Origin of the sequence: Bacillus sp. B1-b2 (assembly GCF_009183415.1) — a bacterium.
Classification (GTDB): Bacteria; Bacillota; Bacilli; order Bacillales; family Cytobacillaceae; genus Niallia.
Genome location: NZ_WEHU01000002.1, coordinates 203,175 through 230,052 on the forward strand (window position 1 = coordinate 203,175; position 26,878 = coordinate 230,052).

At 34.9% G+C, this 26,878-nt stretch carries 30 protein-coding genes; 22 read left to right on the top strand and 8 right to left on the bottom strand.

What is annotated here, in order from left to right:
* Positions 1–2: 2 nt before the first annotated feature.
* The 10 genes from cobA to opuFB all read left to right on the top strand — a co-directional run bounded on the left by cobA (position 3) and on the right by opuFB (position 10,385).
* Entirely contained in the window at positions 3–1,430 is a 1,428-nt protein-coding gene (cobA, locus tag F9279_RS02930) for a uroporphyrinogen-III C-methyltransferase (RefSeq protein ID WP_152111228.1), read from the top strand.
* On the top strand, positions 1,430–2,158 hold the full coding sequence (locus F9279_RS02935; protein WP_152111230.1) for a sirohydrochlorin chelatase: 729 nt from the start codon (positions 1,430–1,432) through the stop codon (positions 2,156–2,158). Before cobA ends, F9279_RS02935 begins: the two co-directional genes overlap by 1 nt.
* Before the next feature lie 17 nt (positions 2,159–2,175).
* Entirely contained in the window at positions 2,176–2,976 is an 801-nt protein-coding gene (locus tag F9279_RS02940; protein WP_152111392.1) for a formate/nitrite transporter family protein, read from the top strand.
* Positions 2,977–3,341: 365 nt separating this feature from the next.
* On the top strand, positions 3,342–4,181 hold the full coding sequence (locus F9279_RS02945) for a phosphate ABC transporter substrate-binding protein (protein WP_152111232.1): 840 nt from the start codon (positions 3,342–3,344) through the stop codon (positions 4,179–4,181).
* Positions 4,182–4,218: 37 nt separating this feature from the next.
* On the top strand, positions 4,219–5,133 hold the full coding sequence (gene pstC, locus F9279_RS02950; protein WP_226793156.1) for a phosphate ABC transporter permease subunit PstC: 915 nt from the start codon (positions 4,219–4,221) through the stop codon (positions 5,131–5,133).
* 1 nt (position 5,134) lies between these two features.
* Entirely contained in the window at positions 5,135–5,959 is an 825-nt protein-coding gene (pstA, locus tag F9279_RS02955; RefSeq protein WP_152111237.1) for a phosphate ABC transporter permease PstA, read from the top strand.
* Between the two features lie 87 nt (positions 5,960–6,046).
* Positions 6,047–6,805, top strand: a complete 759-nt coding sequence (gene pstB / locus F9279_RS02960) for a phosphate ABC transporter ATP-binding protein PstB (RefSeq protein WP_226793174.1) — start codon at positions 6,047–6,049, stop codon at positions 6,803–6,805.
* 12 nt (positions 6,806–6,817) lie between these two features.
* On the top strand, positions 6,818–7,477 hold the full coding sequence (gene phoU / locus F9279_RS02965; protein WP_152111241.1) for a phosphate signaling complex protein PhoU: 660 nt from the start codon (positions 6,818–6,820) through the stop codon (positions 7,475–7,477).
* 438 nt (positions 7,478–7,915) lie between these two features.
* Entirely contained in the window at positions 7,916–8,878 is a 963-nt protein-coding gene (locus F9279_RS02970) for an ABC transporter ATP-binding protein (protein ID WP_152111243.1), read from the top strand.
* Positions 8,871–10,385 carry an osmoprotectant update ABC transporter permease/substrate-binding subunit OpuFB gene (opuFB, locus tag F9279_RS02975; protein ID WP_152111245.1) on the top strand — a complete coding sequence of 505 codons (1,515 nt, stop codon included), beginning with the start codon at positions 8,871–8,873 and terminating at the stop codon, positions 10,383–10,385. The genes F9279_RS02970 and opuFB overlap by 8 nt, the downstream gene beginning before the upstream one ends.
* A 167-nt stretch (positions 10,386–10,552) precedes the next feature.
* On the opposite strand, the gene F9279_RS02980 is transcribed toward opuFB, so the two are convergent.
* Positions 10,553–11,428: a helix-turn-helix transcriptional regulator gene (locus tag F9279_RS02980; RefSeq protein ID WP_152111247.1), complete on the bottom strand. Its 876-nt coding sequence runs from the start codon at positions 11,426–11,428 to the stop codon at positions 10,553–10,555.
* A 79-nt stretch (positions 11,429–11,507) separates the two neighbouring features.
* Here F9279_RS02980 and F9279_RS02985 point away from each other — a divergent pair, with 79 nt between their 5' ends.
* The 7 genes from F9279_RS02985 (at position 11,508) to F9279_RS03015 (ending at position 18,179) form a co-directional block, all read left to right on the top strand.
* A complete protein-coding gene (locus F9279_RS02985; protein ID WP_152111249.1) occupies positions 11,508–12,206 on the top strand; it encodes a DUF4386 domain-containing protein in 699 nt (232 codons plus the stop codon).
* Between the two features lie 255 nt (positions 12,207–12,461).
* Positions 12,462–12,890, top strand: coding sequence for a VOC family protein (locus F9279_RS02990; protein ID WP_152111251.1), 429 nt, complete (start codon positions 12,462–12,464; stop codon positions 12,888–12,890).
* Positions 12,891–13,209: 319 nt separating this feature from the next.
* Positions 13,210–14,451 (top strand): MFS transporter, encoded by a 1,242-nt coding sequence (locus tag F9279_RS02995; protein WP_152111253.1) that lies wholly within the window; start codon positions 13,210–13,212, stop codon positions 14,449–14,451.
* Positions 14,452–14,842: 391 nt separating this feature from the next.
* On the top strand, positions 14,843–15,598 hold the full coding sequence (locus F9279_RS03000; RefSeq protein WP_193224419.1) for an alpha/beta hydrolase: 756 nt from the start codon (positions 14,843–14,845) through the stop codon (positions 15,596–15,598).
* 214 nt (positions 15,599–15,812) lie between these two features.
* Positions 15,813–16,892, top strand: coding sequence for a phosphatidylglycerol lysyltransferase domain-containing protein (locus F9279_RS03005; RefSeq protein WP_193224420.1), 1,080 nt, complete (start codon positions 15,813–15,815; stop codon positions 16,890–16,892).
* 36 nt (positions 16,893–16,928) lie between these two features.
* Complete coding sequence (locus F9279_RS03010) at positions 16,929–17,321, top strand: GtrA family protein (protein ID WP_152111259.1); 393 nt, start codon at positions 16,929–16,931, stop codon at positions 17,319–17,321.
* Between the two features lie 237 nt (positions 17,322–17,558).
* The gene (locus F9279_RS03015; RefSeq protein WP_226793159.1) at positions 17,559–18,179 is read left to right on the top strand and encodes a class I SAM-dependent methyltransferase; all 621 of its coding nucleotides are present in this window, start codon (positions 17,559–17,561) and stop codon (positions 18,177–18,179) included.
* A gap of 160 nt (positions 18,180–18,339) precedes the next feature.
* Here the strand turns inward: F9279_RS03015 and F9279_RS03020 are convergent, their stop codons facing one another.
* The 3 genes from F9279_RS03020 to F9279_RS03030 form a co-directional block, all read right to left on the bottom strand.
* Positions 18,340–18,681 (bottom strand): hypothetical protein, encoded by a 342-nt coding sequence (locus tag F9279_RS03020; RefSeq protein ID WP_152111262.1) that lies wholly within the window; start codon positions 18,679–18,681, stop codon positions 18,340–18,342.
* A gap of 547 nt (positions 18,682–19,228) precedes the next feature.
* Positions 19,229–19,522, bottom strand: coding sequence for a spore coat protein (locus tag F9279_RS03025; protein ID WP_193224421.1), 294 nt, complete (start codon positions 19,520–19,522; stop codon positions 19,229–19,231).
* A 14-nt stretch (positions 19,523–19,536) separates the two neighbouring features.
* Positions 19,537–19,740 carry a hypothetical protein gene (locus F9279_RS03030; RefSeq protein WP_152111266.1) on the bottom strand — a complete coding sequence of 68 codons (204 nt, stop codon included), beginning with the start codon at positions 19,738–19,740 and terminating at the stop codon, positions 19,537–19,539.
* 256 nt (positions 19,741–19,996) lie between these two features.
* On the opposite strand from F9279_RS03030, the gene F9279_RS03035 reads away from it, so the two are divergent.
* The 4 genes from F9279_RS03035 (at position 19,997) to F9279_RS03050 (ending at position 22,591) form a co-directional block, all read left to right on the top strand.
* Entirely contained in the window at positions 19,997–20,746 is a 750-nt protein-coding gene (locus F9279_RS03035) for a methionine ABC transporter ATP-binding protein (RefSeq protein WP_152111268.1), read from the top strand.
* Positions 20,739–21,401: a methionine ABC transporter permease gene (locus tag F9279_RS03040; protein WP_152111270.1), complete on the top strand. Its 663-nt coding sequence runs from the start codon at positions 20,739–20,741 to the stop codon at positions 21,399–21,401. The genes F9279_RS03035 and F9279_RS03040 overlap by 8 nt, the downstream gene beginning before the upstream one ends.
* Before the next feature lie 18 nt (positions 21,402–21,419).
* Complete coding sequence (locus F9279_RS03045) at positions 21,420–22,247, top strand: MetQ/NlpA family ABC transporter substrate-binding protein (RefSeq protein WP_152111272.1); 828 nt, start codon at positions 21,420–21,422, stop codon at positions 22,245–22,247.
* A 95-nt stretch (positions 22,248–22,342) separates the two neighbouring features.
* A complete protein-coding gene (locus F9279_RS03050; protein ID WP_152111274.1) occupies positions 22,343–22,591 on the top strand; it encodes a TetR-like C-terminal domain-containing protein in 249 nt (82 codons plus the stop codon).
* On the opposite strand, the gene F9279_RS03055 is transcribed toward F9279_RS03050, so the two are convergent.
* The gene (locus F9279_RS03055) at positions 22,577–23,467 is read right to left on the bottom strand and encodes an aldo/keto reductase (RefSeq protein WP_413463186.1); all 891 of its coding nucleotides are present in this window, start codon (positions 23,465–23,467) and stop codon (positions 22,577–22,579) included. The two genes, F9279_RS03050 and F9279_RS03055, sit on opposite strands and share 15 nt — an antisense overlap.
* A 185-nt stretch (positions 23,468–23,652) precedes the next feature.
* Entirely contained in the window at positions 23,653–24,888 is a 1,236-nt protein-coding gene (gene fabF, locus F9279_RS03060) for a beta-ketoacyl-ACP synthase II (RefSeq protein ID WP_152111278.1), read from the bottom strand.
* A 111-nt stretch (positions 24,889–24,999) separates the two neighbouring features.
* Between fabF and F9279_RS03065 the strand changes: the two genes are divergently transcribed.
* Positions 25,000–25,845 carry a helix-turn-helix transcriptional regulator gene (locus tag F9279_RS03065; protein WP_152111280.1) on the top strand — a complete coding sequence of 282 codons (846 nt, stop codon included), beginning with the start codon at positions 25,000–25,002 and terminating at the stop codon, positions 25,843–25,845.
* A 105-nt stretch (positions 25,846–25,950) separates the two neighbouring features.
* Here F9279_RS03065 and F9279_RS03070 read toward each other — a convergent pair whose 3' ends face one another.
* Both F9279_RS03070 and F9279_RS03075 read right to left on the bottom strand, forming a co-directional pair.
* Positions 25,951–26,541, bottom strand: coding sequence for a TetR/AcrR family transcriptional regulator (locus F9279_RS03070; protein ID WP_152111282.1), 591 nt, complete (start codon positions 26,539–26,541; stop codon positions 25,951–25,953).
* A 22-nt stretch (positions 26,542–26,563) separates the two neighbouring features.
* Positions 26,564–26,878: a DMT family transporter gene (locus F9279_RS03075; RefSeq protein ID WP_152111284.1), complete on the bottom strand. Its 315-nt coding sequence runs from the start codon at positions 26,876–26,878 to the stop codon at positions 26,564–26,566.

Below are 26,878 nucleotides of genomic sequence, written 5' to 3' on the forward strand. Positions count from 1 at the left end.
AGATGGATACAAACAAGGGGTATGTAGCATTTGTTGGAGCAGGACCAGGAGATATAGGACTAATGACAAATAAGGGGATGGAATGTTTAAAAAAAGCAGATGTAGTTTTATATGATCGGCTTGCTAATCCAAGATTATTACGTTTCACAAAAGATGATTGTACCTTTATCTATTGCGGAAAACTACCTAATAATCATATCATGCGACAAGAGATGATAAATGAAGCTTTAGTAGAAGAGGCGCTAAAAGGGAAATATGTTGTTCGATTAAAAGGTGGAGATCCTTCTGTTTTTGGAAGAGTAGGGGAAGAAGCAGAAGCAATTGCCTCACATGCTATTCCATTTGAGATTGTACCAGGTATTACTTCTAGCATTGCAGCTAGTGCTTATGCAGGTATTCCAGTTACTCACCGAGATTATAGCACTAGCTTTACCATCCGCACAGGTCACGCATGTAAGAAAAATGAGTTAGTACCACATAAACCAGAGAAAGAAGCAATTGGTGATACGATTGCCTATTATATGGGTGTAAAAGGTTTGCCTACTATTTGTGAGCATTTGTTAGTAGAGGGAAAGACTGTTGACACAAAAGTAGCAGTTATTGAATGGGCTACTTTAGGTAAGCAACGAGTAGTAGAAGGAACGCTAGGGACAATAGTGGATCAAGTAAAGGAAGCGAAGATTGAGAACCCTGCATTAACAATCGTTGGAGAAGTGGTTCGATTAAGAGAATCTATTGCTTGGTTTGAAAAGAAAAAATTCTATCAAAGAAAAATAGTAATTGCTAAAAGCATGAAGGAAGAGAGTTTGTTAGAAAAATATTTTGCGAGTAATGGATCAGAGGCCTATTCTTTTCCTACTTTTAAGTCTCTTTCCTATTCCTACACAAAAGAAGAACTTGAATTAATAATGAAAGCTGAAAGACTTATCTTTGCTTCCAATGAAGCAGTGGATGGTGTATGTATCCAACTATTTGAAAAAGGATATGACTTACGAGATTTACCAAGACAAATAGAACATATATCTAGTAAAACCCAAAAAGAGTTAGAAAAAAGAGGAATAAGAAGTATACAAGCAACTTTTCAGACACAAAGTGCTGTTCTGGTTGGATCTAGTATGGAAGAACATGCTTACTCTAATAATCTACTTGCTTTACCAAGCACGACTCCACAGCCAGATGAGCGTTTTAATGAGATAAATGGCAGATTATTAAAGGAAAATGTATGGGAGACAGTTGTGTTTCCTAATAAACGTTCTATTGATATATTTCTACAAGAATGGCCAAAATTTAGTACCAGAAATCCATTAGAGCTCTCTTTTGCTACAATCGGGCAAAAGGTAAAGGAATATGCTATGAAACAAGGTTTTAGCCAGATAGATGATATGGTACAAGAGGCACTAGATAGTAAAGAATGGAAGCGTGATTGCTAATGGATGCAGTTGTTTACATTGGACATGGTAGTCGTTTAGTAGAGGGAACCCAACATTTTACTGAGTTTATTAATGAAGTGAAAAAAGAAGTGCATATCCCCGTACAAGAGATTGCATATTTAGAACTTACTTCACCTTCCATTTTTGAAACAATGGAAAAAGTAATAAAAGCAGGAGCAAAGGATATTTTAGTAGTCCCTGTATTATTATTTGCGGCTGCTCATTTTAAAAGAGATGTACCAGAAGAATTAGCTTCTGTTCAAGAGAGGTTTCCAGAAGTAAACTTTTATGTTTCCAAGCCATTTGACACTCATCCCAAGATGGTAAATTTAATAGGAAAAAGACTAGAGGAAAAGCAATTAACTGGAGATGGAATAGTACTTTTAGTTGGAAGGGGAAGTAGTGATGCAGAGCCCATTCAGAAACTAAAAGAGATGAGTAAATCTATATCCCTTCAAAAAGGTTTGCCTGTTTATACTGCTTTTTTAACAGCAGGTAAGCCATCATTTATTAGTGAATTGGAAAGACTGCAAACGGAATATGACAAAATTTATATAGTTCCATATCTTTTATTTACAGGTATGTTATTAAAACGAATGGAAAGAAACATTCAATCTAGTAAAAAGAAGGTTATTTTATGTAATCCGTTAAGACATGATCCATTGATGAAAGAGGTTTTAATCGAGAGAATGAATGAAGTCTTAATGGAAAAACAATCTATATCATAGAATTAGGAGTGTTCATGATGAAAGAAGTGATTGCTTCATTCGGTCAAACCGCACTAGTAAAAGCGAATAGTTTACAGGCTAGTAAGTCTAAATATTTGGTTGGCTCATTGCTTGCAGGTTTTTTTGTTGGATTAGGAATTATCCTTATTTTCACAATAGGTGGTTTGCTTGCCCCAGCTGGTTTTTCAGGTACTAAGATTGTTATGGGTGTTTCCTTTGGTATTGCATTAAGCTTAGTGATTATGGCTGGAGCGGACTTATTTACTGGTAATAATATGGTCATGACAATTGGTATGCTAGAAAAGAAAGTAACATGGAAAGATACAGGGAATGTATGGATTTATAGTTATGTTGGTAATTTTATCGGTTCCCTTCTAGTTGCCATGTTATTCAGCTATTCTGGTTTAGCAGTTGGAGGAGTAGCTGATTTCGTGACAAATGGTGCAGCTGCTAAAATGAATGCTCCATTTATGGAATTACTGATTCGTGGCATTCTATGTAATATTTTAGTGTGTTTGGCTGTATGGTGCTCTGTGAAATTAAAAAGTGAAACAGCCAAACTAATCATGATTTTTTGGTGTCTGTTTGCGTTTATAACATCTGGTTTTGAGCATAGTGTTGCTAATATGACCTTGCTTTCTATTGCCATAATCATTCCACATCCTGAGACTGTTTCTATTGGGGGAATGTTTGCGAATTTATTGCCAGTAACAATAGGGAATATAGTAGGAGGAGCACTTTTCGTAGGAGCTGCATATTGGTATCATATTTCGGAAAAAACACAAGCAGTGGTGAAAGTACTTAAAAAGGAAGCTTAATAACTATTTATGTGAAATAATTCACAAAAGCTATTTCCATTGAAAAGGAGATAGCTTTTTTGCGTTGCTTTCTATCTTTACAAAGTTTTTTTTAGCAAATTTAAATCGGGGATTTTTGTTTTAAAGGAGAAAACTTCTAGATTTTCAGTCTAAATTTAATGGTTTGGAGAAAACTAAGTATTCCATCAAAGTGACCAATAAGGGATGAAATAAGAAAAATTTAACAATATTTAACGGTATTACGATTGTTTTTAATAGAATTTACAAAACCTTTACAAAGAGACAATAAAAAATTTACACTTTCTTATTACTCTATAATTAGACAAATTAAGACATAAAAGTCACTATTCTTTTGGAGGTAATTCATGTTCAACACGAAAAGTATCAAAGTAGCAGTCATCATGATGTCATTAATAGCTGTGTTAACAGCTTGTACAAGTAATAGTGAGTCTGATAATCAAGCTTCAAATAATAGTCATTCAACGTTAGCTATTTCAGGATCTACATCGGTTGGTCCACTTGCTGAGAAATTAGCGGCTAAATATAAAGAGCAAGATCATACGAAAATTGAAATCAATCAAATTGGATCATCAGCAGGGATCACAAATGCGATGAATGGCGTTTCCGAAATAGGGATGTCTTCACGTGATTTAAAGGATGAGGAAAAAGGTAATTTAAAAGAAGTCATAATTGCTTATGACGGAATTGTTGTAGTAACACACCCAAGTAATAAAGTGAAAAACCTCACCTTAAATCAAGTTAAAGAAATATTTACAGGTGAAATTACTAATTGGAGCCAAGTAGGTGGGGATGACATGGAGATAGTAGTCGTTTCCCGTGAGGATGGGTCTGGTTCACGTGATGCCTTTCAAGAGATTGTAGAATATAGCTCAGGTGATTTAATTAAGAATTCCATCATTGCAAGTGGGAATGGAAACATAAAAACAACTGTTGCTAATAATAAGCATGCAGTAGGCTTTGTTTCGTTCGAATACATAGATGACTCTATTTCAACCATTGATATTGATGGTGTTCAGGCTACTGCTGAAAATGTTCTAGATAAGAAATATAGTTTGTCCAGACCTTTTCTATTTGTATATAAAGAAGGTAATTTAACAGAATCTGGTCAGAATTTCATTGATTTTATCTTAAGTGATAAAGGCCAAAAAATTGCAGCAGAAGCAGGAGCCATACCAATTAAGTAAATTTGTAGCATAATAAGGAATCCTGGAGGAATAAATGGTGTCTATCCAAACAACGGAAAAGCAAAATTCAGAGATGGAAAAAGCAAATAAGCGAAAATACATGTATGAAAGGGTTTCGGCAAGGGTGTTCTTATTCTGTGCACTTCTCTCCGTTATCACTTTATTGTTAATTGTTGGATTTGTATTTTATAAAGGAGCACACCCTTTTGTAGTAGAGGGCTATAACTTTATTGATTTTATATTAGGAACAGATTGGGTTCCTTCTGAAGATAAATTTGGAATTTTCCCTATGATTGTTGCATCTATATTTGCAACTATTGGAGCATTAATTATTGGAGTTCCAATTGGTCTCTTCACTGCCGTTTTCTTAGCGGAAATTGCTTCTAAAAGGGTAGCAAAAATAGTTTCACCTGCCATTCAATTACTAGCAGGTATTCCTTCTGTCTTATACGGTGTGTTTGGACTAGCTATAATTGTTCCATTCTTACAAGATACGTTTGGATTAATAAAAGGTCAAAGTTTGCTTGCTGTTATTCTAGTACTAGCCATTATGATGCTACCAACTATTGTAACTGTTGCGGAAACAGCAATTAGGGCTGTTCCAAAAACATATCGAGAAGGTTCACTAGCTTTAGGAGTATCTCAGATAGGTACCATTTTTAAAGTAGTTATTCCAGCAGCTAAATCTGGAATTATGACAGCAATAGTATTAGGTCTTGGACGTGCTATAGGGGAAACGATGGCTGTAATTCTCGTAGCTGGTAACTCATTAATTGTTCCTACTAGCTTAACAGATAGTATTCGTCCATTAACAACTAATATTGCATTAGAAATGGGATATGCTGCAGGCACCCATCAAGAAATGCTATTTGCAACGGGAATTGTGTTATTTACATTTATTCTAATATTAAATTTCGTTTTAGCCAAAATAAGTTCGAAGGGTGGTAACTAAGATGAGAGTATGGAAAGATAATTTATTACGTGGAATGCTTTGGTTTTCTGCTATCTTATCGGTTGCTGTCCTAGTAATGATTGTAGGGTTTATCTTTTTCAAAGGAATACATCTAATAAGCTTTGATTTCATTTTCGGTGATTATTCTCCAACAGGTGGTGGGGGTATTTGGCCGATGATTGTAACAACCATTTATACCATAGTTATATCTTTGCTTATTGCTACACCTATTGGGATTCTTGCAGCAGTTTATTTACAAGAATATGCTAAGCAAGGGAGATTAGTGAGAATCATCCGCTTTGCTACAGAAAGTTTAACAGGTATTCCTTCTATTATTTATGGGTTATTCGGTGCAGTTTTCTTTGTTGCTACATTAAAATTAGGACTTTCTATAATAGCTGCGTCCTTAACTCTTACGATTATTGTATTACCTGTTATCATTCGTACGACAGAGGAATCATTAAAGACAGTTCCAGCAACCTATAGAGAAGGCTCTTTAGCGCTTGGAACAACAAGATTACAAACATTATATAAAGTAATATTGCCAAGTGCTATGCCGGGAATTCTATCTGGTATTATTCTCTCCGTCGGACGTATTGTTGGAGAATCAGCAGCTATTTTCTTAACAGCTGGTACAGTAGCTGCAATGCCAGAAAGTTTATTATCTTCTGCAAGAACGTTAACTGTCCACTCTTATTTAGTTACACAAGAAGCCGGAGATATTGAATTAGCTGCAGCAGTAGGTATAGTCTTAATAGTTATTATTCTGGCTATTAATCTTGTCGCGACATTTATATCCAAAAAGTTAAACAAAGCAGACTATTAATGAAGGAGTATGGTGATGACTGTATCTATTCAGGAACAAAGTAAAAAAGAGCGAAAGAATACTCGATCAGGAAAGGTAAATGTACAAATGGATGGTTCATCAAAAATTAACGTAAGAAACTTAGATTTATTCTATGGAGAAAAACAAGCTTTATATGGAGTATCTCTCGATATTAAAGAAAAAGAAGTTACAGCTTTAATCGGTCCTTCAGGATGTGGGAAATCAACTTTCTTAAGAACGTTAAATCGCATGAATGATCTCATTGATGGTGTGAAAATTACAGGAGATATTGTCATTGACCAAGAGAATATTTACTCATCAAGTGATGTTATTAGGTTGCGCACAAAAGTTGGGATGGTATTTCAAAAGCCTAACCTTTTCCCGATGAGTATCTATGATAATGTAGCATATGGTCCGAGAATGCAAGGGATAAAAAATAAAAAAGAGTTAAACAAGATAGTAGAAGATAGCTTACGTGGTGCAGCTATCTGGGATGAAGTTAAAGATCGCCTCAAAACTTCTGCACTTGGACTATCAGGTGGTCAGCAACAACGTGTTTGTATAGCGCGTGCTATAGCCATGAAGCCTGATGTTATCTTAATGGACGAACCTACATCTGCTCTTGACCCAATTTCTACATTAAAAGTAGAAGAATTGATTTCAAAGATGAAAGAAGATTATACTATTGTTATCGTAACTCATAATATGCAGCAAGCAGCTAGAATCTCTGATAAGACAGCTTTCTTCTTAAATGGAGAAGTGGTTGAATTTGATGATACAGATAAAATCTTTTCTACACCAACAGACCAAAGAACAGAAGATTATGTAACAGGTCGATTTGGATAATAGGAGGTAAACATGGTCATTCGCGAAAATTTCGAGAAAAAATTAGCAGAGTTAAAAGGTAAAATTACAGAAATGGGAGAGCTTTCTGTTACTTCTGTAGAAAGAGCTTTCCATGCTTTAAAGCATCAGGATGTTGAAATTGCTTTAAGAGTAATGGAAGAAGATACAGAAGTGGATAATCTCGAATTAGAAATCAACCAGTTTGCGATTTGGCTAATGGCAAAAGAACAGCCAGTTGCAAGAGATTTACGAGTAATTATAGGAGTTCTTAGAATTTCATCTGAAATTGAAAGAATTGCTGATTTTGGAGTGAATCTTGCAAAAGCAACGATTAAGATTGGAAAAGGATCTTCATTAGTTGATATAGGGCAGCTTGAGCAGATGAAAGATATATGTATTGAGATGATTCGTAAATCTATTCAGTCATTTACGGAAGAAAATCTTTCTCTTGCTAAAGAAGTGAGTGAGTTAGAGGATAAAGTGGATGATTATTATGCAGCTACTTATAAGAAATTAACTACTTACTTGAGTGAACATCCAGAAGAAACAGATCAACTTGTTCAGCTATTGTTTGTTAACCGCTATTTGGAGAGAACGGCTGATCATATTACAAATATAGCAGAGAATACTGCTTATCTGATTAAAGGGAAGATTTATGATTTTAATTCGTAATAGATAATGGGACATCTCTTAACGAGGTGTCTTTTTCGTTTATACAGTTTTCCTTCTTCCTTCTACTTCGTATAAAAAAAATATCAAACTTTTTCTGAAATAAGTGGATTAAATTTGTACTAAATTGGGTATTACATAATAGATTTGACGAAAATGAACCCTCAAAAATCTATAGAGAAAAAGGGAAGCATAGGTAAATAGATACTACCTATTTACAGTTGGTTTTTAGTTTACATATAGCTTATCATGGGTCTCTTTCCTATAATTGAGGCTTTATTTAAGTTAGTTTCTGCCCATAATAAAGAAGAATAATAATAGATAAGCATAAATAATATAGTCTATATAACTTCAAAGAAACACTCACCTACATACCTACTGCAAGAAAAATCCATAGCTAAGTTAGCCTTTCAAAAAAAGTCCACTTAAGGAGTAAAAAATATGATTAGATTTGAACATGTTTCAAAGAAGTATAAAAATGGAACTACTGCAATTGATTCGCTAGATGTTGAGATTAAACAAGGCGAATTTTTTGTCTTTATTGGACCAAGTGGAAGTGGAAAAACCACTTCTTTAAAAATGATTAATCAATTGATTCCTCTTTCAGAAGGAATGATCTATATTGATGGAAAAAGAATTACAGACTATGATATCCATGAGTTACGATACAATATTGGTTATGTTTTGCAGCAAATTGCTCTTTTTCCTCATATGACTATTGAGGAGAACATCATGATTGTTCCAGAGATGAAAAAGTGGCCAAAAGATAAAATGAAGCAGAGAGCATATGACTTATTAGAAATGGTAGGGCTTGATCCAGCGATCTATGCCAAAAGGAAACCGAATCAACTATCTGGAGGAGAGCAGCAGAGAGTAGGTGTGATTCGTGCTCTTGCGGCAGATCCAGATATTATTTTAATGGATGAGCCATTTAGTGCTCTAGATCCTATTAGTAGAGAGAAGCTTCAGGATGATTTGCTAGCATGGAAAGGCAACTTAAAAAAGACAACAGTATTTGTTACTCATGACATGCAGGAGGCACTTAAACTAGCAGATCGGATTTGTATTATGAAGGATGGGAAAATGGTGCAGGTTGGCACACCACATGAGCTCATTCATTCCCCTATTAATGAATTTGTTCAACAATTTGTGGGCAGCAAGAAGGAGCAGTGGGATTATGCTTTTCATTTACAAGATGTTCTTTTTTCATTTAAACAAGGAAATGATGAGAATATTCCTTCTGTTTCTATCTCTAGTTCTCTTCAAGATGTTATGGAAAAACTATCGGAAAATGAGCGATTGAAAGTAGAAAGTGACGGAGAAGTACTGGGATATATTGATAGACAAGCAGTCATTCAATATATGTCTTCTAGGTTGCAAGAAAGAGGTATAACCAATGGATAATTTTATACAAGTTTTTCAAGATAGAAAAATAGAATTATGGAATTCTTTATTGGAGCATATTCAGATTTCTTTTATTGCCTTATTACTTGCTGGAATTATTGCGATACCATTAGGAATTTACTTAACCAAAAAGGAAAGGATAGCAGAAGGGATTATTGGGATTACTGCTGTACTGCAAACTATTCCTTCACTAGCACTACTTGGAATACTTATACCACTTGTTGGGATCGGGAAGGTACCTGCTATTATTGCTTTAGTTGCGTATGCTCTCCTTCCTATTTTGCGAAATACCTATACAGGAATTAAAGAAGTAGATTCCTCCTTAATAGAAGCGGCTCGAGCAATGGGCATGAATAATAGAAAAAGACTGTTAAAAGTAGAAATACCTCTTGCTATGCCAATTATCATGGCAGGCATAAGAACAGCCATGGTCTTAATTGTTGGAACAGCAACACTAGCAGCTTTAATTGGGGCTGGGGGATTAGGAGATATTATATTGCTTGGTATTGATCGAAATGATACCAATCTCATTCTCATGGGAGCCATACCTGCAGCTATATTGGCAATAGTCTTTGATTTTCTTCTTAAAAGATTAGAATATCATTCTTATAAAAAATCTCTACTTACAATTGGATGTATTGTTGTTATTGCTGTAGGAATTATGATCCTTCCTTTGTTTACTAATCAAAATAAGGAAATTGTCATTGCAGGTAAGCTTGGAGCTGAACCAGAAATTTTAATCAATATGTATAAAATATTGATTGAAGAGGAAACAGATATAGAAGTTGAATTGAAACCTGGTCTTGGGAAAACCTCTTTTGTTTTTAATGCTTTAGAATCAGGAAGTATTGATATATATCCTGAATTTACAGGAACAGCTATCTCCGAATTCTTAAAAGAAACAGCAAATAGCACAGATCGTAGTGAAGTGTATCAACAAGCGAAAGAGGGACTACTACAGAAATTTAAACTAGTTATGTTGGAACCTATGGAATATAACAATACGTATGCTTTAGCTGTTTCGAAAGAATTAGCTAATCAATATCAATTAGAAAATATCTCTGATTTAAAGGCAATACAATCAGATGTAAAAGCAGGATTTACCTTAGAGTTTTCTGATAGAGAAGATGGATATAAAGGAATTCAGTCTTTATATGGCATAGAGTTTCCTAATCTTGTAACAATGGAGCCTAAATTACGGTATGTAGCAGTAGAATCTGGTGAAATCAATTTAGTGGATGCATATTCTACAGATAGTGAATTGCAGCAATATGAACTCCAAGTATTGCAAGATGATGAAAATCTGTTTCCTCCATATCAAGGAGCACCTTTACTTAGAACAGAAACAGTGGAGGAATATCCTGAAATAGTAGAGGCTTTAAATAAATTAGCTGGTCGTGTGACAGATGATGAGATGAGAAAAATGAATTATGAAGTGAATGTAGAAGGAAAAAGTCCAGCAAACGTGGCGAGGGATTTTTTGCAAGGTGAGGATATAATCCAATAAGTTTTATTGTGAAACCGAGATAACGAGAAAAGCAGCTAACCTATTAAAGGAAAGCTGCTTTTTTTCGATTTTTTATTTCATTACAGCAAGATTTGGAAAGTCTAACTAGCTCTATAATTGTTATCTTATTATTATCCAAAAGGGAAAGGAGTTAAGCAAAAAGAGAATCATACCTTTTCATCTGAATCAATAGGTAACTTTTTAATAGGTGTATATACTTGGTATTCAGCATTAAGCTGGTGCACATTATCAAAAACTTGTATAAGTTCTATATGTGAGTTTTCTGCTTCTTGCCTTGATATTTTTAGAAACCTGGCATAATCGGACTTTAAGATATCGCCAATCTCAAGTAGATCACCTGAATATTGAAACTTAGCACAAAACAATTGGGGTACATCAACAGTAAAATAATAGGGTTTATTAATTTGAATATCATATGGAATTCCAAAAAGAACCTTAAATTGAGTTGAATTTGGCTGACAGTCTGAATAGACAACAAAACATGGCCCGTTTATCGTTTCATGAATGTTATCTAATAATAGTTTTGCTTGAGAGCGAATCTTTTTTCTGTAATCATCTGTTGCTAGGTCAACTTCGAAGACTATACCACTTAATCGTATTGCTTCAAAGTTCATCAAAGTAAAGTCAGTAACAATATCCCCATTGATATTCTTTATAGGTCTTTTAGCAACAGATGGTATCTGTACTGGTGATATAGCTATAGCTTTCTCTCTAATAGAGCTAGGGGTTATGCCGTAATGACGTTTAAAAGCGCGTGTAAAGGATGCTTGAGTCCCAAAGCTTAGTTGATAGGCAATTTCTGTTAGGGTCATGTGATTGTTTTGTATGAAATTTAGTGATGTATTCAATCTTCTAGATAATATGTAACTGTTTAAGGAACATCCCATCATTGCAGAAAAAAGTCTATGAAAATAGTATTTGGACATGTTGAAGGTATCTGCAACAGATTCTAATGATAGAGGACTACTCAAATTGTTTTCAATATGAATCAAAGCATTTTCTATTACTTCATAATGTTTCATAACATCACCCAATATAAATATATTTTGAATTTTGAGATTAGTATATCATAGGTACATCATTTTAGGAGGTAGAATCAATATGACTAAAGATAGAATAAATGGAATCATAATCGGTATTTTTTATATAACAGCTGCGGTTACTTCCATTATAGCAGTCATTTTTTATAAGCCGGTTTTGTCGGAAGAGTGGTATTTGTCTGTGTTAAATGGATTTGAAACAAGGGTTTTGATTGGTGTTATAAACGATTTATTACTGGTTGCGACAGCTATAGGTACAGCGGTCATGCTTTACCCTTATCTTCGTCAGTGGAATGAGCAAATTGCGTTAGGGTATCTTTGTTTTCGCTTTATGGAAGCTGTTTTTATTGCAATTGGGCTGGTAAGCATACTAGGCATAGTACATCTTAGTATATCTTATGCAGGAGGGAGCTTTCCAAATGAGGAAAATTTGCTAGCAACAGGATTAGTTTTGCAGTCTTTTCACCGCTGGACTTCTATGTTGGGTCCAAACCTCATGTTAGGTCTAAATACTTTTATGTATAGTTACTTGCTTGTTAGAACACGCTTAGTACCTAAACCATTAGGATTATTCGGGATGTTTACAGCACTTTCAGTATTTATAGCAGGTATATTGGAAATGTTTGGAGTAATAGAGCCGATGTCCACAGTGAAAGGAATTATTGCTCTACCAGTAGGTGTATTTGAAATGAGCTTGGCAATCTGGTTGATTGTAAAGGGATTTAATAAGGAACAGTTAGAGAAGCTTAGAGGAAATTAAAATCTTATAATGAAATATGCACCTTATGACTAATTTATAGAAGCTAGCGAGAAATTCTTAAAAATTTTTTCGCTAGCTTCTACTTTTTCATACCGAACATTTGTTTTGTTTGTTATAATAAAGTAGCATCTACACCATGTTAATCTGTTGAAGCTGTAATAGATGTATAAGTAAAAACAGCTATTGGTTAAACTTAAGAAGATCCCAACAAATGAACTGACAGAAGGAATAAAATAAACAGAAGAGGTGTATTTCATGATTTTAGGAGCTTATGCTTATTTAAGAACAAATGGTAATGGAAAAGAAGCTGTCGAGTTTTATAAAAATACTTTAGAAGCAGAAGTTTTAAGCATTCAAACATACGGAGAGTTTCCAGCAAACCCAGAATTTCCTCTTCCAGAAGAAGCAAAGGATCGTGTAGTCCATGCACAATTAAAAGTGGGAAGTACCTTTCTAATGTTATCTGATACATTCCCTGGCCAGCCTTATGAAACAGGTGCACAAGTAGATGTAGCAATACTTATAGATGATGTAGAACAGACAAAAAGCGTATATGAAAAACTATTAGAAGGTGGCACGGTTGTTATGCCCCTACAAGAAACACCATGGAGTCCATCTTATGGGCAAGTAAAAGATAAATATGGTGTAGTTTGGCAGATTTCAGCACAAATTGAAAATAATTGATTTAAACAATTTCTCGTAAAGCAATGGCATCTAGAGGTGTTATTTGATACTATTAAGTTATTATAATGAAATGGAGGTGTTCCTTTTGACAGCATCAATGAGATTAAGATTCCCAATGTTCAAACGTTAATTTAATACGATTTGATTGCTCTTCCTATAAAGAGCATGGGATTGATCTGTCTATTTTAAGGAAACCTACATTTAACGGTTATTTAAAAGAGGGGAGGATTTTTCCCTCTTTTTTGCTGTGTTTTTTTAAAATATATCAGAATGGGTCTTTCTATGACAAAAAAATAATCTAGAAATGTGAGGCTATTCTATGAATAAAATAAACGAAAATTCTCAGCAAAACTGGTTAAGGAATATTATTTTGTTTTTAACCAGTCAAACGATTACTCTATTTGGTTCTTCATTGGTTCAATATGCGATTATGTGGTATATCACTTTAGAAACAGAATCTGGACTTATGATGACACTGTTTATTATATGTGGATTTATTCCAACCTTTATTTTGTCACCTGTCGCAGGAGTTTGGGCAGACCGCTATAATCGAAAGTTGTTGATCATGCTTTCTGATGGGCTCATTGCCTTGGCTACTCTCGTTCTAGCCATACTGTTTTTAATGGGATACAATGCAACATGGCTTCTTTTTGTAATGGCAGCTATTCGCGCATTTGGAACTGGCATACAAATGCCTGCTGTTAGCGCGATATTGCCACAAATTGTTCCAAGTGAAAAGCTTACAAAGGTAAATGGAGTAAATGGGAGTATTCAAGCAGTCATTATGTTTGTGTCTCCAATGGTTAGTGCAGCACTATTAACCATGGCATCTATTGAGTTTATTTTCTTCATTGATGTCATTACAGCGGTAATCGGAATTGGAACCTTACTTGTCTTTTTGAAAATACCATTGCATAAAAAAGCGATGGAAAAACAGACCACTAGTTATTTTAGTGATTTTAAAGAAGGCATAGAATATGTAAAGAATCATGCTTTTTTAAAGAAGTTTTTTCTGTTTTTTGCAGTCTTCTTTGTACTAATGGCACCAGCAGCCTTTTTAACTCCATTACAAGTGACAAGAAGCTATGGAGATGATGTATGGCGACTTACTGCTATCGAAATTGCCTTCTCTATAGGAATGATGATAGGTGGAGGGTTGATTGCTTCTTGGGGAGGGTTCCAAAATAGGGTGAAAACCATGGCCCTAGCGAGCTTAGTCATGGGACTCTGCACTTTTGCACTAGGAATTGTACCGATTTTTTGGATATATTTACTCTTCATGGCTATCTTTGGTGTGGCGATGCCTATATTTAATACGCCAACGACGGTTCTTTTACAAGAGAAGGTGAAGGAAGAGTACTTGGGTAGAGTTTTCGGTGTAATGGGAATGATTTCTACTTCAATGATGCCAATGGGAATGCTTATTTTTGGGCCAATTGCTGACTTGATTAAGATAGAATGGCTATTAATCGGTACAGGAGTATTCATGGTGATTTTGACTTTCTTCTTAAGAGGAAACAAAGTATTGATGGAAGCTGGGGAGCCAGTACAAGAGGGATAAATATAAGCAAAGGCAAGATGCAATGGCATCTTGCCTTTTACTTTAGTCCCTTATATTATAACTAATCAAATCAAGAAGTTAACTCGTATTCTTAATGATTTTTTTCTTTTTAAAAATCCCTCCGTAAATCCATAACCATAACTATTACAGGAATAAAAGTTTCGATAGTTTGACATTCCTTTCATCACTGCTTTACTAATCTATATCTTGTTGGTCAACCGATAAAGTGGTAGAAAATATCTTTAAATATTGTAAGTCTGATTTAGAAAAAAAGTCTAAAACTTGATTGAAGGATAAATCCATAATAAATTCCTCTCCTAGGTTGACTAAACTTATGATAACGATTATCATTTTCAACATTATAACATAGAAATTGAGGGAGAAAATGCCAATGCCACAATTATCCATACAATCCATTCATACTAAAACAGATTATGATATAGAAGTCTATATTCCAGATACAGAAGTTCCTGAGAATGGTTTCCCTGTTCACTATATTTTAGACGGTCTTACACACTTTGGTTTTGCGCGTGATATTGTAAAAGGTCAAAGCTTTAGCTTCGAAAAAACAGGTGTTAGACCTGCAGTAGTGGTAGGTATTGGTCATAAGGCAGCAGAAATGGGACTAAAACGAATGAAAGAGTTTACTGGTCCTGCAGATCATTTAGAATTACCAGAACGTACATTAGGTAAATTTCCAGATGATTTGGAATATGGGCATGCTGATAAGTTTCTCACTTTCATTCAAGAAGAATTAAAGCCAATAATCGAGGAAAAGTATCCTGTACATACGAACGAGCAATCCATCATTGGTCATTCTTTAGGAGGGTATTTTACTCTTTGGTGTTTATTTCATCATCAGGATTATTTTCAGAAATACATATCCATTAGTCCTTCCGTTTGGTGGAATGGAAAAGAATTATTACAAATGACCAAAGAATTCTTGGAACAAAGTCCTACGGAGCAAAAAGAAGTATTTATTTCTGTGGGGGAGAAGGAAGATTTTATGGTAGATGACTCCAAAGAGCTAGTGAGTCTATTTAGTAACCATCATTACACTGTAGATTATTATATTGCACCAGAGGAGAATCATGGTTCGGTTGTTCCCACTGTTATGAGCCGTGTTATTCGATTTATATCTAAATGAATAGGTAATTAGTCTTGTTAGTTCTCATTTTATTTCGAAAAAAATAAAGTTAATAATATAAAAATAGGGCTATTTTCATCTATTTTCTCCAGAAAATTGAATGAAAATACCCTCTTTTTTATTCTGTAGTAATATTTACTATCTATGCATCGTACATTTATATGATATTATCAAGTTTAGGTATGTTGTCATTTTTAACAGGGGGAAACGACGAATGCTTTTGAAACAACGTATAAAGAAAGAAGTAGTAGATAATAAAATAGATACTTCATATGATGAATTGCTAACCTTTTTACAGGAAAAAGGGGGCAATCATGTTACGCATCTTATTTTCTTAAAAGATAAAGAACTATTCTGGACAAGAGATCAGAATGTATTAATAGTATATAAACAGGTTTTTAATAAATATGTAGTACTTGGTGATCCAATTGGAGAAGAGCAGCATATAAAAGAAGCCATTAAAGAATTTAGTGAGTTTTGTCTAGAGAAAAAAGTGAAGCCAGTTTTCTATCAGGTGCATCCTCGTCATATGCAGTGTTACCATGATTCAGGTTTTCGCTTTGCAAAGCTAGGGGAAGAAGCAGTAGTAAAGTTAAGTGATTATTCCATGGAAGGTAAAAAGAATGCTAATCTACGGAATAGAATGAATAAGTTTTCTAAAAGTGGATATGAATTTAGTATTATGAAACCACCTCATTCCAATAAACTATTAACAGAGATAAAGGAAATCTCGAATAGTTGGCTTGGTAAGGAAAAGGAGAAAGGCTTTTCTGTAGTATCCTTTAAAGAGGATTATGTTTCGCGCTTCCCAGTTGCTATATTTCGTGATCCAGAAGGGAATATCCTTGCTTTTGCCACATTAGCTACAGACTATAAAGAAACAATTACCATTGATTTAATGAGAAAGATAAAAGATTGTCCTCATGGAACAATGGATGTTTTATTTGCAAATATCTTTATCTGGGCGAAAGAAAATGGCTACCAATATAGCAGCTTAGGGATGGCTCCACTTGCTAATGTGGGTACTTGTGAGCATGCTTTTATTAGCGAAAAGATGATTCGTCTTGTTTATCTTTACGGTAATAAAAAATACAATTTTAAAGGGCTAAGAGATTTTAAGAGTAAATTCGCAACAAATTGGGAACCGAAATATTTAGCTTATAAAAAATCTAATTTGCCAATTATCTTCATACAATTAATTCTTTTAATAAATAAAAAGCAGTTTAAGTTAAAGCCAGTATCTAAAAAGAAAGAGATATCTGAACTTCTTGGAGAATCTTTACGATTTGATTAATACTGTTTTCAGATAAGTGAAATAGGAAGGTAGAACATGTTTTTACGTCAGGAGTTTATAGTAAAGTTTTTTAAGTATAGTTTTGTAGGAATTATTACTACGGCTATTTATTTTCTTTGTGTGTTCCTAATAGTGGAGCTAGGAAGGTTTGAACCTGTACTAGGATCTGCTATTGCTTTTGTAGTTATGACAGTGTTTTCCTTTATTCTAAATGTCCGTTTTACCTTTGGAAGCAACATTGATCGCCAGAAAGTATGGAGATTTTCCGTTGTTGCTTTAATAGGATTTCTTTTAAATATTCTCCTACTTTACTTGGTTGTGCATATTCTTCATCTGCATTATTTAATTGGCGAAGTGGTGACCATATTGGTTATTCCAACCGTTAATTTTTTACTGAACAATTATTGGACATTTCAGAGGGAAGCTTAAGAACAGTTTCTGTGTACACTTTTAGAGTGGGCATTGAAGCTGTTCTTTTGTTGGAAAAAGGGATACAAGCAATATTCTTAATGAAGTAGGAAAAAACGAACTCCCTACCGAATTTTAGAAGAATAACTTTTAGGGGGGCTACTATGGAGCTGATCTTACCTAAAAATGAACTTCATGAAGGAGAATTTCGTGATTGCTGGTTGATGGAATAGAACAAGGAGAAAAGAGACTTTACTCATGAATGAGCGTAATAATAAGAATAAAAAGGCATGGGAATATCGGGCATACGAATTTTGGATGAAAAGAGATGGCACTCCTGAGCAAAAAGCTAAGGAATTAAGCAGGGACCCTCAAAAGAGTTTAAAGAAGCATCAATCTTATTTTGGAGATGTAAAAGGAAAAAGGATTGCAAACCTTTGTGGATCAAATGGCAGAAAGGCAGTACCACTTGCATTATTAGGCGCGGAGGTCACCGTATTTGATATTTCCGAGGAAAATAAGAAGTACGCATTAGAACTAGCGCACTATGCCAATACTTCTATTTCTTATGTAGTAGGAGATATTTATGATATTAATTTAGGAGAATATGCCAATCACTTTGATATATTGTACTTAGAGGGGGGGATTTTGCACTATTTTCATGATTTAGAAAAGTTTATTCACATACTTAGTAGGCTTCTCAAGAAAGAAGGGGTGCTTATATTAAGTGATTTTCATCCGATCAAAAGGTGTACTACAGAGGATTTAATGTATGAACTTACATATTTTAATAATCATCCACAAAATCAGGATATTGCCTATAAACAGTATTTCAGTGAAGAAGAACAAGTAGATTTCCCTTCGATTTTATACACTTAGTGACATAATTAATGCTGTTATTACTTCTGGTTTAACTATGAAAAAGTTTGATGAGCATCCTGGCTGGAATCAAGAAAATATTCCATGGGAGTTTACGATAATAGCAATAAAATAGAAAAAAGCAGCAGCTCCTAAAGGATCTGTTGCTTTTTCTCTTAGCTTAATAGCCTTGTGGATAGTAAGGGCTTGGATATGGAGAATAAGGATAATTTGGGTACGGATATGCAGGTACTGGGTAAGGAGCTGGATATGGATAAGAATAGGGACCAGGTGTAGCAGCTGCTCCAAGTAATAAACCAGTAGCTGCACCAGCTGCAAATCCTGGGTAATAAGGATAATGTCCATGATGACCATAACCTCCACCTCCATGATAGCCATTATTGCCACCATCATGATTCCATTGATGATCAGGACCATGTCCGTGTCCATGTCCATGTCCCCAGTTTGAATGTCCCCCACCATGTGTCATATGTCTGTAGTTATTATATGAATTAAAATTCATTCTTCTCACCTTTCTTATAAAAGCAGTTTCTGTAGCATATGACTAGTTGATGGGTAATGACACAAGATTCGTTATATACATGTGAGAATATAAATAACCCTTTTTTATTGGTGGAATGGCAATAAAAAGGGGGAGGATCGCAACAAAATTGGCTGGAGCGCAACAAAAAATGAATTAGCGCAACAAAAGAAGCTGGAGCGCCAAGAAAGAGAGGCAAAAATGCAATAAAAGGGTTGAGCGCAACAAAAAGGGGGAGGAACGCAACAAAACTGGCTGGAGCGCAACAAAAAATGAATTAACGCAACAAAAACAGCGCTTATCGCAACAAAAAATGAATTAACGCAACAAAGGGGGAGGAACGCAACAAAAAATGAATTAACGCAACAAAAACAGCGCTTATCGCAACAAAAAATGAATTAGCGCAACAAAAACAGCGCTTATCACAACAAAAACAAGAATAACCGCAACAAAGATGCAAATTATATTTCAAATTCCCTTTTATTTGCAGAGAAAATCCCGAATAGACACTATTCGGGACTAATTCCTATTAAAATTGATTATCGGGGTGTAAGTTATTTTGCATAAGTTCTTGCACTTGATTAATTTGCTCGGGCATTGCGAGTTCTGTCTTATACCAGCCTTTTTGTCCCATTATAGAGTAAATTTCATATTGATTTTTACTAGCATTGTTTAAGCAATCTTGATAAATATCTCTTAACTCTTGATGTGTAGTCTCTAATATGGTTGAACTAATACTTCTACATCGACCTTTTTCTAACTCTAAACAAAGCTGAAGCATTTCACGATCTGTTAACCCACGTCCTGCAATATTGTTAGGCACTTTCATCACCTCATTCACTGTATATGGTTGTTTCTGTTAAAATATTGAGAAAGTGCAGCAATTTTTAATTGATGTTTTTCTGCCATTTCTTCTAGTTTTCCTCTAAGTTCTTGGTCTTCACACTGTGAGGCGCACCAATTCATTGTTTTTGCCGTAATGGTTTCTGCCCGAATTTCATCTTCAATAAAAGCTAGTTCCTTTGTTGTAAAATTCGTCAATTATATTACACCTCCCTACTATTTTTCTAGTGGTAGTATGTATTTGGAGTGGGTATTTTATCCAAGAGATTCTAAGGAACAGTTAGGATTGCATGATAAGAAGAGAAATCATACATAACTGGTAATTAAGTGGTTATTATTCACTCCAAAAAACCTACAGCGGATAAACAGTTTGTCCACATGCTTCACAGGAAAAGCGTTATCCGTTATAATTAGATTCGTTGTGTTTACCCTGCATAAGATTAGGGGGATTTTTATGATTTCATTACATAATGTGAGCAAAAGTTTTTCTCATTTTGAAGCAATTAAAGCAGTGAATGTAGATGTACATAAAGGGGAAATTTATGGAATCATTGGAGCTAGTGGTGCAGGAAAATCAACACTACTAAGGCTAATGAATTTGCTAGAGATCCCAGATCATGGTGAAGTAATAGTTAATGGAGAAACACTAACTAACTTGAAGCCTAAGCAATTGAGGAAAGCTCGCAAATCTATTGGAATGATATTTCAGGCATTTAACTTAATATCCAATAAAACTGTTTTTGAAAATGTACTGGTTTCTTTAGAGTTAGCGAACTATCCGAAACAAGAAAGACACCAACGAGTAGAGCAATGTTTAGATTTTGTTGGCTTGAAGGAGATGGCAAAGAAATATCCTGCTCAGTTGAGTGGAGGACAGAAACAGCGGGTGGCAATAGCTAGAGCATTGGCAAATAGCCCAGATGTATTACTTTGTGATGAACCTACTTCTTCTCTTGATCCTAACACTACAGCTGAAATCCTAGAAGTTCTAAAGGAAATTAATCAGAAGTTGCATGTTACGATTGTTATTGTTAGTCATGAGATGGAAGTGATTAAGAGTATTTGTAATCGAGTGACAGTGATGGCAGAAGGTAAAGTCTTTCAAACGGTATCTATTGAACCAAAAGGGGTAGAGCATCTTCATGATAGTCCTGAGTGGTTTGTTGATCAGCTAACAAAAGGCGGTGAAGTGGACGATGTTTGATATTTTGCTTCAGTATGAGGATGAGATTTGGAGATCGATTGGTCAAACCTTTATTATGGTTGGTGTGTCTATTTTAGCAGCCATATTCATAGGCTTACCAGTGGGTACTTTGCTTTTTCTCTGTAGAAAAGGAAAAATGATGGAGAACCGAGTCGTATATTCTACCTTAAATTTACTGGTCAATATTATTCGTTCTTTTCCATTTCTTTTATTGGTCGTTTTCTTAATTCCATTTACAAGGCTCATCATTGGAACCGCATTAGGCACAGCAGCAGCGACTGTTCCATTAGCTATTATTGCTATTGCGCATTATGCACGCCTTGTTGAGCAATCTTTATTAGATGTTCCAAAGGGTGTGATAGAAGCAGCAGTTTCTATGGGGGCATCTTTACGAGAAATTATTTTTAAGTTTTTATATGTAGAAGCAAGATCTGGTCTTGTTTTAGGGTTAACCACATCCATTATTAGTTTTATTTCTTACTCTACTATTATGGGAGTAGTTGGTGGTGGTGGAATTGGTGACTTTGCTATTCGTTATGGTTACCAGCAATTTAAGACGGATTTAATGCTATATATGATAATTATTATGGTTATACTGGTACAGTTTATCCAATTTACTGGAACAACGGTATCTAGAATAATAGATAAAAGGTAAAACAACAGGAGGAAAATAATGAAAAAATTACTTTTTCTAACGATAATGGCTGCCTTTTTATTAGGGGCTTGCGGTCAAGCAGATAAAGAAAAGAAAACAGAAGAATCTTCGACAGCGGAAGAGAAAGAAGTAACATTGAAAGTAGCATCTTTAATTCCACCAATGACGGAAATTTTAGAGCTAGTAAAGCCAGAATTAGCGAAAGAGAACGTTAATCTTGATATCGTTGTATTGAGTGACAATGTACAGCCAAACACGGCACTTGCTGCTAAAGAAGTAGATGCTAACTTCTTCCAACATGTTCCTTATATGGAGGAATTCAATAGAAGCAATAATGCAAATCTTGTACCAGTGCAAGCCATTTATTTTGCTAACTATGGTTTATATTCGAAAGAGTATCAAGCAATGGACGATCTTCCAGAAGGTTCTGTCATTGCTATTGCTAATGATATTTCGAATATCGACCGTTCCCTTTCGTTATTAGCTCAGCATGATATGATTACTTTGGGTGAAAAAGAGGGTAACTACTATACATTAGCTGATATTAAAGATAATCCAAAAAACTACACGTTTAAAGAAGTAGATTTATTAATGCTTGCTAGATCTTATGATGATGCAGATGCTGTTATTATGACACCTGCTTATGCTGCTCCACTAGGGTTAACTCCAAAGAGTGATGCTTTACTAACAGAAGGTGTTGAAAATGATTTTGCAATTACGTTAGTTGCTAGAGAAGATAATGCAGATTCAGATGCAATCAAAAAACTAGCTAAAGCAATGACTAGTGATGCAGTAAAAGAATTTTTAGAAAAAAATTATGATGAGACGGCTATTCCAGCATTTTAATGGATAGAGAGAAAATCCACCTAACTTTTACGTTAAGTGGATTTTTTTTATGCTGCCAAATTATCTGCTAGTATAACCTGCATCTGCATGAATGGTTGTATCAATATGACTATGAGCTTGAGGGTAGAGTACATATTAATCCAAGCTGGCTATATATTTACCGATCACATGGAATAGCAGGAGTTATTATTCGATGGATAGAAGAAGGGTTTTTAGAATCCCCTCAATATATGTCTGAGCAAATTGTAGAGATTATGGTTGTTACGACAGAAGTTTTTTATGTGAAGAGCAAAAGTAGGGACATGCCCAAGAATGACATGTCCATTGGTTTAAATAATATCTAAAGGCATTTTCCGTGTAGGTGGTGTAAATACTTGATCTAGTTGAACAAGGTCTTCTTTTGTTAACTCAATGGAAGCAGCCTTAGCATTCCAGAGTATATGCTTCTCCTGTACTGCTTTTGGTATGGCAATGACTTGGTTGGAACGCATTGTCCATGCAAGGGCTATTTGCAATGGTTTGACCTGATAGTTCTCAGCAATTTTGTTTAGAATAGGATCATTTAATAATTGTTTTCTTAATGTTCCACCTTGAGCAAGGGGACTGTAAGCCATAATGGGCATATTGTTTTTTTTTTGCCAAGGAAGTAGATCATATTCAATGCCTCTTGAACCCAAATGATAGAGTACCTGATTAGTTACACAATTTTCCCCATTAGTTTCAGCTAATAGCTCTTTCATATCAGATGTGTCAAAATTTGATACTCCCCATCTACGGATTTTTCCTTCTTCTTTGAGTCTTTCTAATCCTTCAATTGTTTCTGCAAGTGGAACTCTTCCTCTCCAATGAAGAAGATATAGATCAAGATAATCTGTTCCTAATCTCTGTAAGCTATTTTCACAAGCTGTTTTTATTTTATTGAGTCCAGCATTATGAGGATACACCTTAGATACTAAGAATACTTCATCTCTTCGATCTTTGATTGCTTCCCCAACAATACTTTCTGCTTTACCATCTGCATACATTTCAGCTGTGTCGATGAGTGTCATACCTAAATCTAGTCCTAATTGTAATGCTTTTACTTCTTGCGCTTTTGCTTGTGGGTTTTCTCCCATATACCAGGTTCCTTGGCCAAGGCAAGGGACTGAGGTTCCGTCGGGAAAGGTGATAGTACGGTTTAATAGTGTTCCTCTTATTGATTCTAAATCATGTGTTTCCACTATATTAACTCCTTTCCTTCTTTCCATATTTTTATCTATTTTATCATTTTGGTGACCTAGATATCGAATAATAACTGTGTCATATTTTTAAGTATATTGAGTTATGTAAGAAAAGAGAAATTGCTCTTTATTCCTTTTTTATTAAAAAAGGAGACAAGCAAATAAGCTTATCTCCTCTTTCTATGTTATTCGTATTTTTTTAAAACAATAGCCGAATTATGACCACCAAAACCAAAAGAATTAGATAAGCCAATAGTTATGGGGGTTTTTCTTGCTCCTTCTGCCACATAATCTAAATCACATTCTGGATCAGGTTGGATTAAATTAATGGTTGGTGGAATAATCCCTTCTTGCAAACTCTTTACTAGGGCAATTGCTTCTACTCCGCCAGATGCTCCCAGCATATGTCCAAGCATTGACTTATTAGCTGTTATTGGCATATCGTAGGCATGACTGCCAAAAAGTCTTTTTATTGCTTTTGTTTCAGATAAATCTCCTACATTTGTACTTGTTGCATGGGCACTAATCACATCTATCTGTGATGGTGTAATTTGTGCTTTTCTTAAGGCATTTTTCATAGCTAAATAAGCTCCTGTTCCTTCTGGATGAGAAGCAACCATATGATAGGCATCAGAACTTGCTCCATATCCAATCACCTCGCAAAGTATAGGAGCATTTCTTTTTAAGGCATGTTCTAATTCTTCTAAAACTAGAATGCCAGAGCCCTCACTCATGACAAAACCATCTCTATCAGAATCAAAGGGACGACTTGCTAAAGTGGGGTCGTCATTTCTAGTAGACAGAGCCTTAGCATTTCCAAAGCTCGCTAAAGATAGCGTGTTTATCGCTGCTTCTGCTCCACCAGCAAACATAATATCTGCATCATCATTCCTAATAGAGTGGAATGCTTCTCCAATGGAGGTGTTTCCAATGGAGCATGCTGTTACTGGAGAAAGAGAAGGGCCTTGTGCACCAAGACGAATACTAATTTGGGCTGCGGCTGCATTAGAAATCATCATTGGTACTAAGTTAGGACTCACTCTGCTTGGACCTCTTTCGTTTAAAATATTTACGTTATCTATGAGTGAGTTTAACCCGCCAATTCCAGAGCCTACATATACACCTAATCGTTCTTTATCTACATTCTCTAAGTCTAATTGAGAGGAATCAAGTGCTTCCTCAGCTGCTGCTAAAGCAAATTGTGTAAAGCGATCTAATTTCTTTGCTTCTTTTTTTCCCCATCTTGCTTCTGCATCAAAATCATTTACCACTCCTGCTATTCTAGTTTTAGAATTTGATACATCTAAATGTTCAATCAAACTGATTCCGGAATGCCCTTCTAAAAGATGATCCCATAATGTATTTACATCGTTTCCTAAAGGGGAGATTGCTCCCATTCCCGTAATGACTACTCGCTTCATATCAATTCCTCCATAGCCTTTTTTATTTATTTTAGCTTTTTGTTATCCTATTACAAGTTGTAGTTTATACTAGTATAAATAGTACTATCTTAACGAAAGGTGGCTGTTTTCTTGAACAGAACTACTAGGTTAAAAGCTCTTTCTGATTTTTTAAAATCAAAACGCTCAAAACTTTTGCCTCAGATGGTAGGACTTCCTAGTGGAAGTAGAAGAAGAACAATAGGGCTCCGTAGAGAGGAAGTTGCTCAGTTAGCAGGTGTTAGTACAACTTGGTATACCTGGTTAGAGCAAGGTAGGGATATTAAGGTTTCCATATCTGTATTAGATGCTGTTTGTGATGCACTACAGTTAAATAAAGATGAACGAAAATATTTGTATGGATTAGCACTTGATGAAGGAAGTAGTCAGCTAGAAGAAATGGAAGAGGAGCTTATCATTACTCCTTCTTTAGAGAAAATTTTGCAAGAATTACGTTTTTGTCCAACCATTATTACAGATAGACGCATGTTTATTGTTGGGTGGAATGAGGCAGCAGCTAAAGTATTTCTAGATTTTAGCAAAATTGTAAAAGAAGAAAGAAATCTGATAGAACTCCTATTTTCTAGGAAAGAATTAAAAGCATTAGCTGTTAACTGGGAAGATTTTGTGAAGGGATTTATGTCTATTTTTCGTACCTATGTAGGACAATATCTCGCTGATGAATGGTATACAGACTTTATTCAAAAAATGACAGAGAATTATCAAGTCTTTAATCATATGTGGAATGAAAGTGAGGTTAGCTCGGCTCCAGAAGTGGTCATTGAGTTTCGCCATTCAAAGGCGGGGAAAATGCTGTATAATCTTACTTCCTTGCAGGTACAAGGTGATAATGATTTGCGTTGTAGTATTTATACACCGCTTGATAGAACAGAGGATAAATTAAAGCAGTTGATAAACGGGCAGGTAAGAGTAGAGTAATAAGTTTAATAGAAAATGGGCTCTAAAGAAAAAACAATCAGTTAGATCTACATCTACTCTGATTGTTTTAAAGGTAGGGGCAATATCAATGTGCATGGGATTCGTTCAGGATATAGGATGTTTTTGAATTCCACGCCAAAACACTTCCCAACACTCTCTTAGTCTCTTTTCATAATCATCCCGTGAAAAATTAATCATATATACTAGCATGCCATCTAAGTTACTAAAGAAGGAAGCAATAATAGTATCTATAGCTATAAATTTGTCAGATTCAGCACTTAAAATAGGAAAAAGTATTTTTTTAATTTCCACTTCTGATTTTATATATTGTTGGAGTAATACCTCTTTAAATGGATCAGGTGGTAGGATAAAATATCTGTTAATAAAGTGCCCTAATTCATTTTCATAAAAGTAATCGTTTAATGATTTCAATAACGTGTATAATTTATTCTCTATGGACAAATGGCTAATAGTACTTGAATGACTTCGTATAAAAATAACATAGTTTTCCATGACAAAATCACAGACACTAACAAATAACGCTTCCTTACTGGAGTAATAAGCATAAATAGAAGGTGCTTTAATATTTACTTCTATTGCTATATCTCTTATAGAAGTCATTTCATAGCCTTTAGTGGAAAATAAGTTAAGAGCACTTTTTAGTATTCGCTTCTTGGTTTCTTCACCTTTGCTCACTAGTCTACACCTCAATAATTCATTAAGATACTAACTTTAAACCTACAATACTAATGATTATACCACCAACTAAAGCAAGTTTTTTCATGTCTCTAGGTTCTTTGAATACAAACATTCCTAATAGTACACTTCCAGCTGCTCCAATACCTGTCCATATGCCATAACCAATACTAACTGGGATATCCCTGAGTGAAAGGGAAAGAAGAAAAAGACTAGCAAGCATAAAGAAAATAAAAGCGAGTGTTGGTTTTATCTTTTTGAGCCCTTCTGATAATTTTAAGGTTATTACTCCTCCGACTTCCATAAACCCTGCTAATACGATAAATAACCAGCTCAT

Excerpts from the sequence above, each read along its gene's own strand:
- F9279_RS02990 (WP_152111251.1), top strand. The coding sequence starts at position 12,462 with ATGATTTTAGGAGCTTATGCTTATTTAAGAACAAATGGTAATGGAAAA.
- F9279_RS03005 (WP_193224420.1), top strand. The coding sequence starts at position 15,813 with ATGCTTTTGAAACAACGTATAAAGAAAGAAGTAGTAGATAATAAAATA.
- fabF (WP_152111278.1), bottom strand. The coding sequence starts at position 24,888 with ATGAAGCGAGTAGTCATTACGGGAATGGGAGCAATCTCCCCTTTAGGA.
- F9279_RS03015 (WP_226793159.1), top strand. The coding sequence starts at position 17,559 with ATGAATGAGCGTAATAATAAGAATAAAAAGGCATGGGAATATCGGGCA.
- F9279_RS02995 (WP_152111253.1), top strand. The coding sequence starts at position 13,210 with ATGAATAAAATAAACGAAAATTCTCAGCAAAACTGGTTAAGGAATATT.
- cobA (WP_152111228.1), top strand. The coding sequence starts at position 3 with ATGGATACAAACAAGGGGTATGTAGCATTTGTTGGAGCAGGACCAGGA.
- F9279_RS03020 (WP_152111262.1), bottom strand. The coding sequence starts at position 18,681 with ATGAATTTTAATTCATATAATAACTACAGACATATGACACATGGTGGG.
- opuFB (WP_152111245.1), top strand. The coding sequence starts at position 8,871 with ATGGATAATTTTATACAAGTTTTTCAAGATAGAAAAATAGAATTATGG.
- F9279_RS03075 (WP_152111284.1), bottom strand. The coding sequence starts at position 26,878 with ATGAGCTGGTTATTTATCGTATTAGCAGGGTTTATGGAAGTCGGAGGA.
- F9279_RS02945 (WP_152111232.1), top strand. The coding sequence starts at position 3,342 with ATGTTCAACACGAAAAGTATCAAAGTAGCAGTCATCATGATGTCATTA.
- pstA (WP_152111237.1), top strand. The coding sequence starts at position 5,135 with ATGAGAGTATGGAAAGATAATTTATTACGTGGAATGCTTTGGTTTTCT.
- F9279_RS02985 (WP_152111249.1), top strand. The coding sequence starts at position 11,508 with ATGACTAAAGATAGAATAAATGGAATCATAATCGGTATTTTTTATATA.
- F9279_RS03045 (WP_152111272.1), top strand. The coding sequence starts at position 21,420 with ATGAAAAAATTACTTTTTCTAACGATAATGGCTGCCTTTTTATTAGGG.
- phoU (WP_152111241.1), top strand. The coding sequence starts at position 6,818 with ATGGTCATTCGCGAAAATTTCGAGAAAAAATTAGCAGAGTTAAAAGGT.
- F9279_RS02935 (WP_152111230.1), top strand. The coding sequence starts at position 1,430 with ATGGATGCAGTTGTTTACATTGGACATGGTAGTCGTTTAGTAGAGGGA.
- F9279_RS03010 (WP_152111259.1), top strand. The coding sequence starts at position 16,929 with ATGTTTTTACGTCAGGAGTTTATAGTAAAGTTTTTTAAGTATAGTTTT.
- F9279_RS02940 (WP_152111392.1), top strand. The coding sequence starts at position 2,176 with ATGAAAGAAGTGATTGCTTCATTCGGTCAAACCGCACTAGTAAAAGCG.
- F9279_RS03035 (WP_152111268.1), top strand. The coding sequence starts at position 19,997 with ATGATTTCATTACATAATGTGAGCAAAAGTTTTTCTCATTTTGAAGCA.
- F9279_RS02980 (WP_152111247.1), bottom strand. The coding sequence starts at position 11,428 with ATGAAACATTATGAAGTAATAGAAAATGCTTTGATTCATATTGAAAAC.
- F9279_RS02970 (WP_152111243.1), top strand. The coding sequence starts at position 7,916 with ATGATTAGATTTGAACATGTTTCAAAGAAGTATAAAAATGGAACTACT.
- pstB (WP_226793174.1), top strand. The coding sequence starts at position 6,047 with ATGGATGGTTCATCAAAAATTAACGTAAGAAACTTAGATTTATTCTAT.
- F9279_RS03000 (WP_193224419.1), top strand. The coding sequence starts at position 14,843 with ATGCCACAATTATCCATACAATCCATTCATACTAAAACAGATTATGAT.
- F9279_RS03040 (WP_152111270.1), top strand. The coding sequence starts at position 20,739 with ATGTTTGATATTTTGCTTCAGTATGAGGATGAGATTTGGAGATCGATT.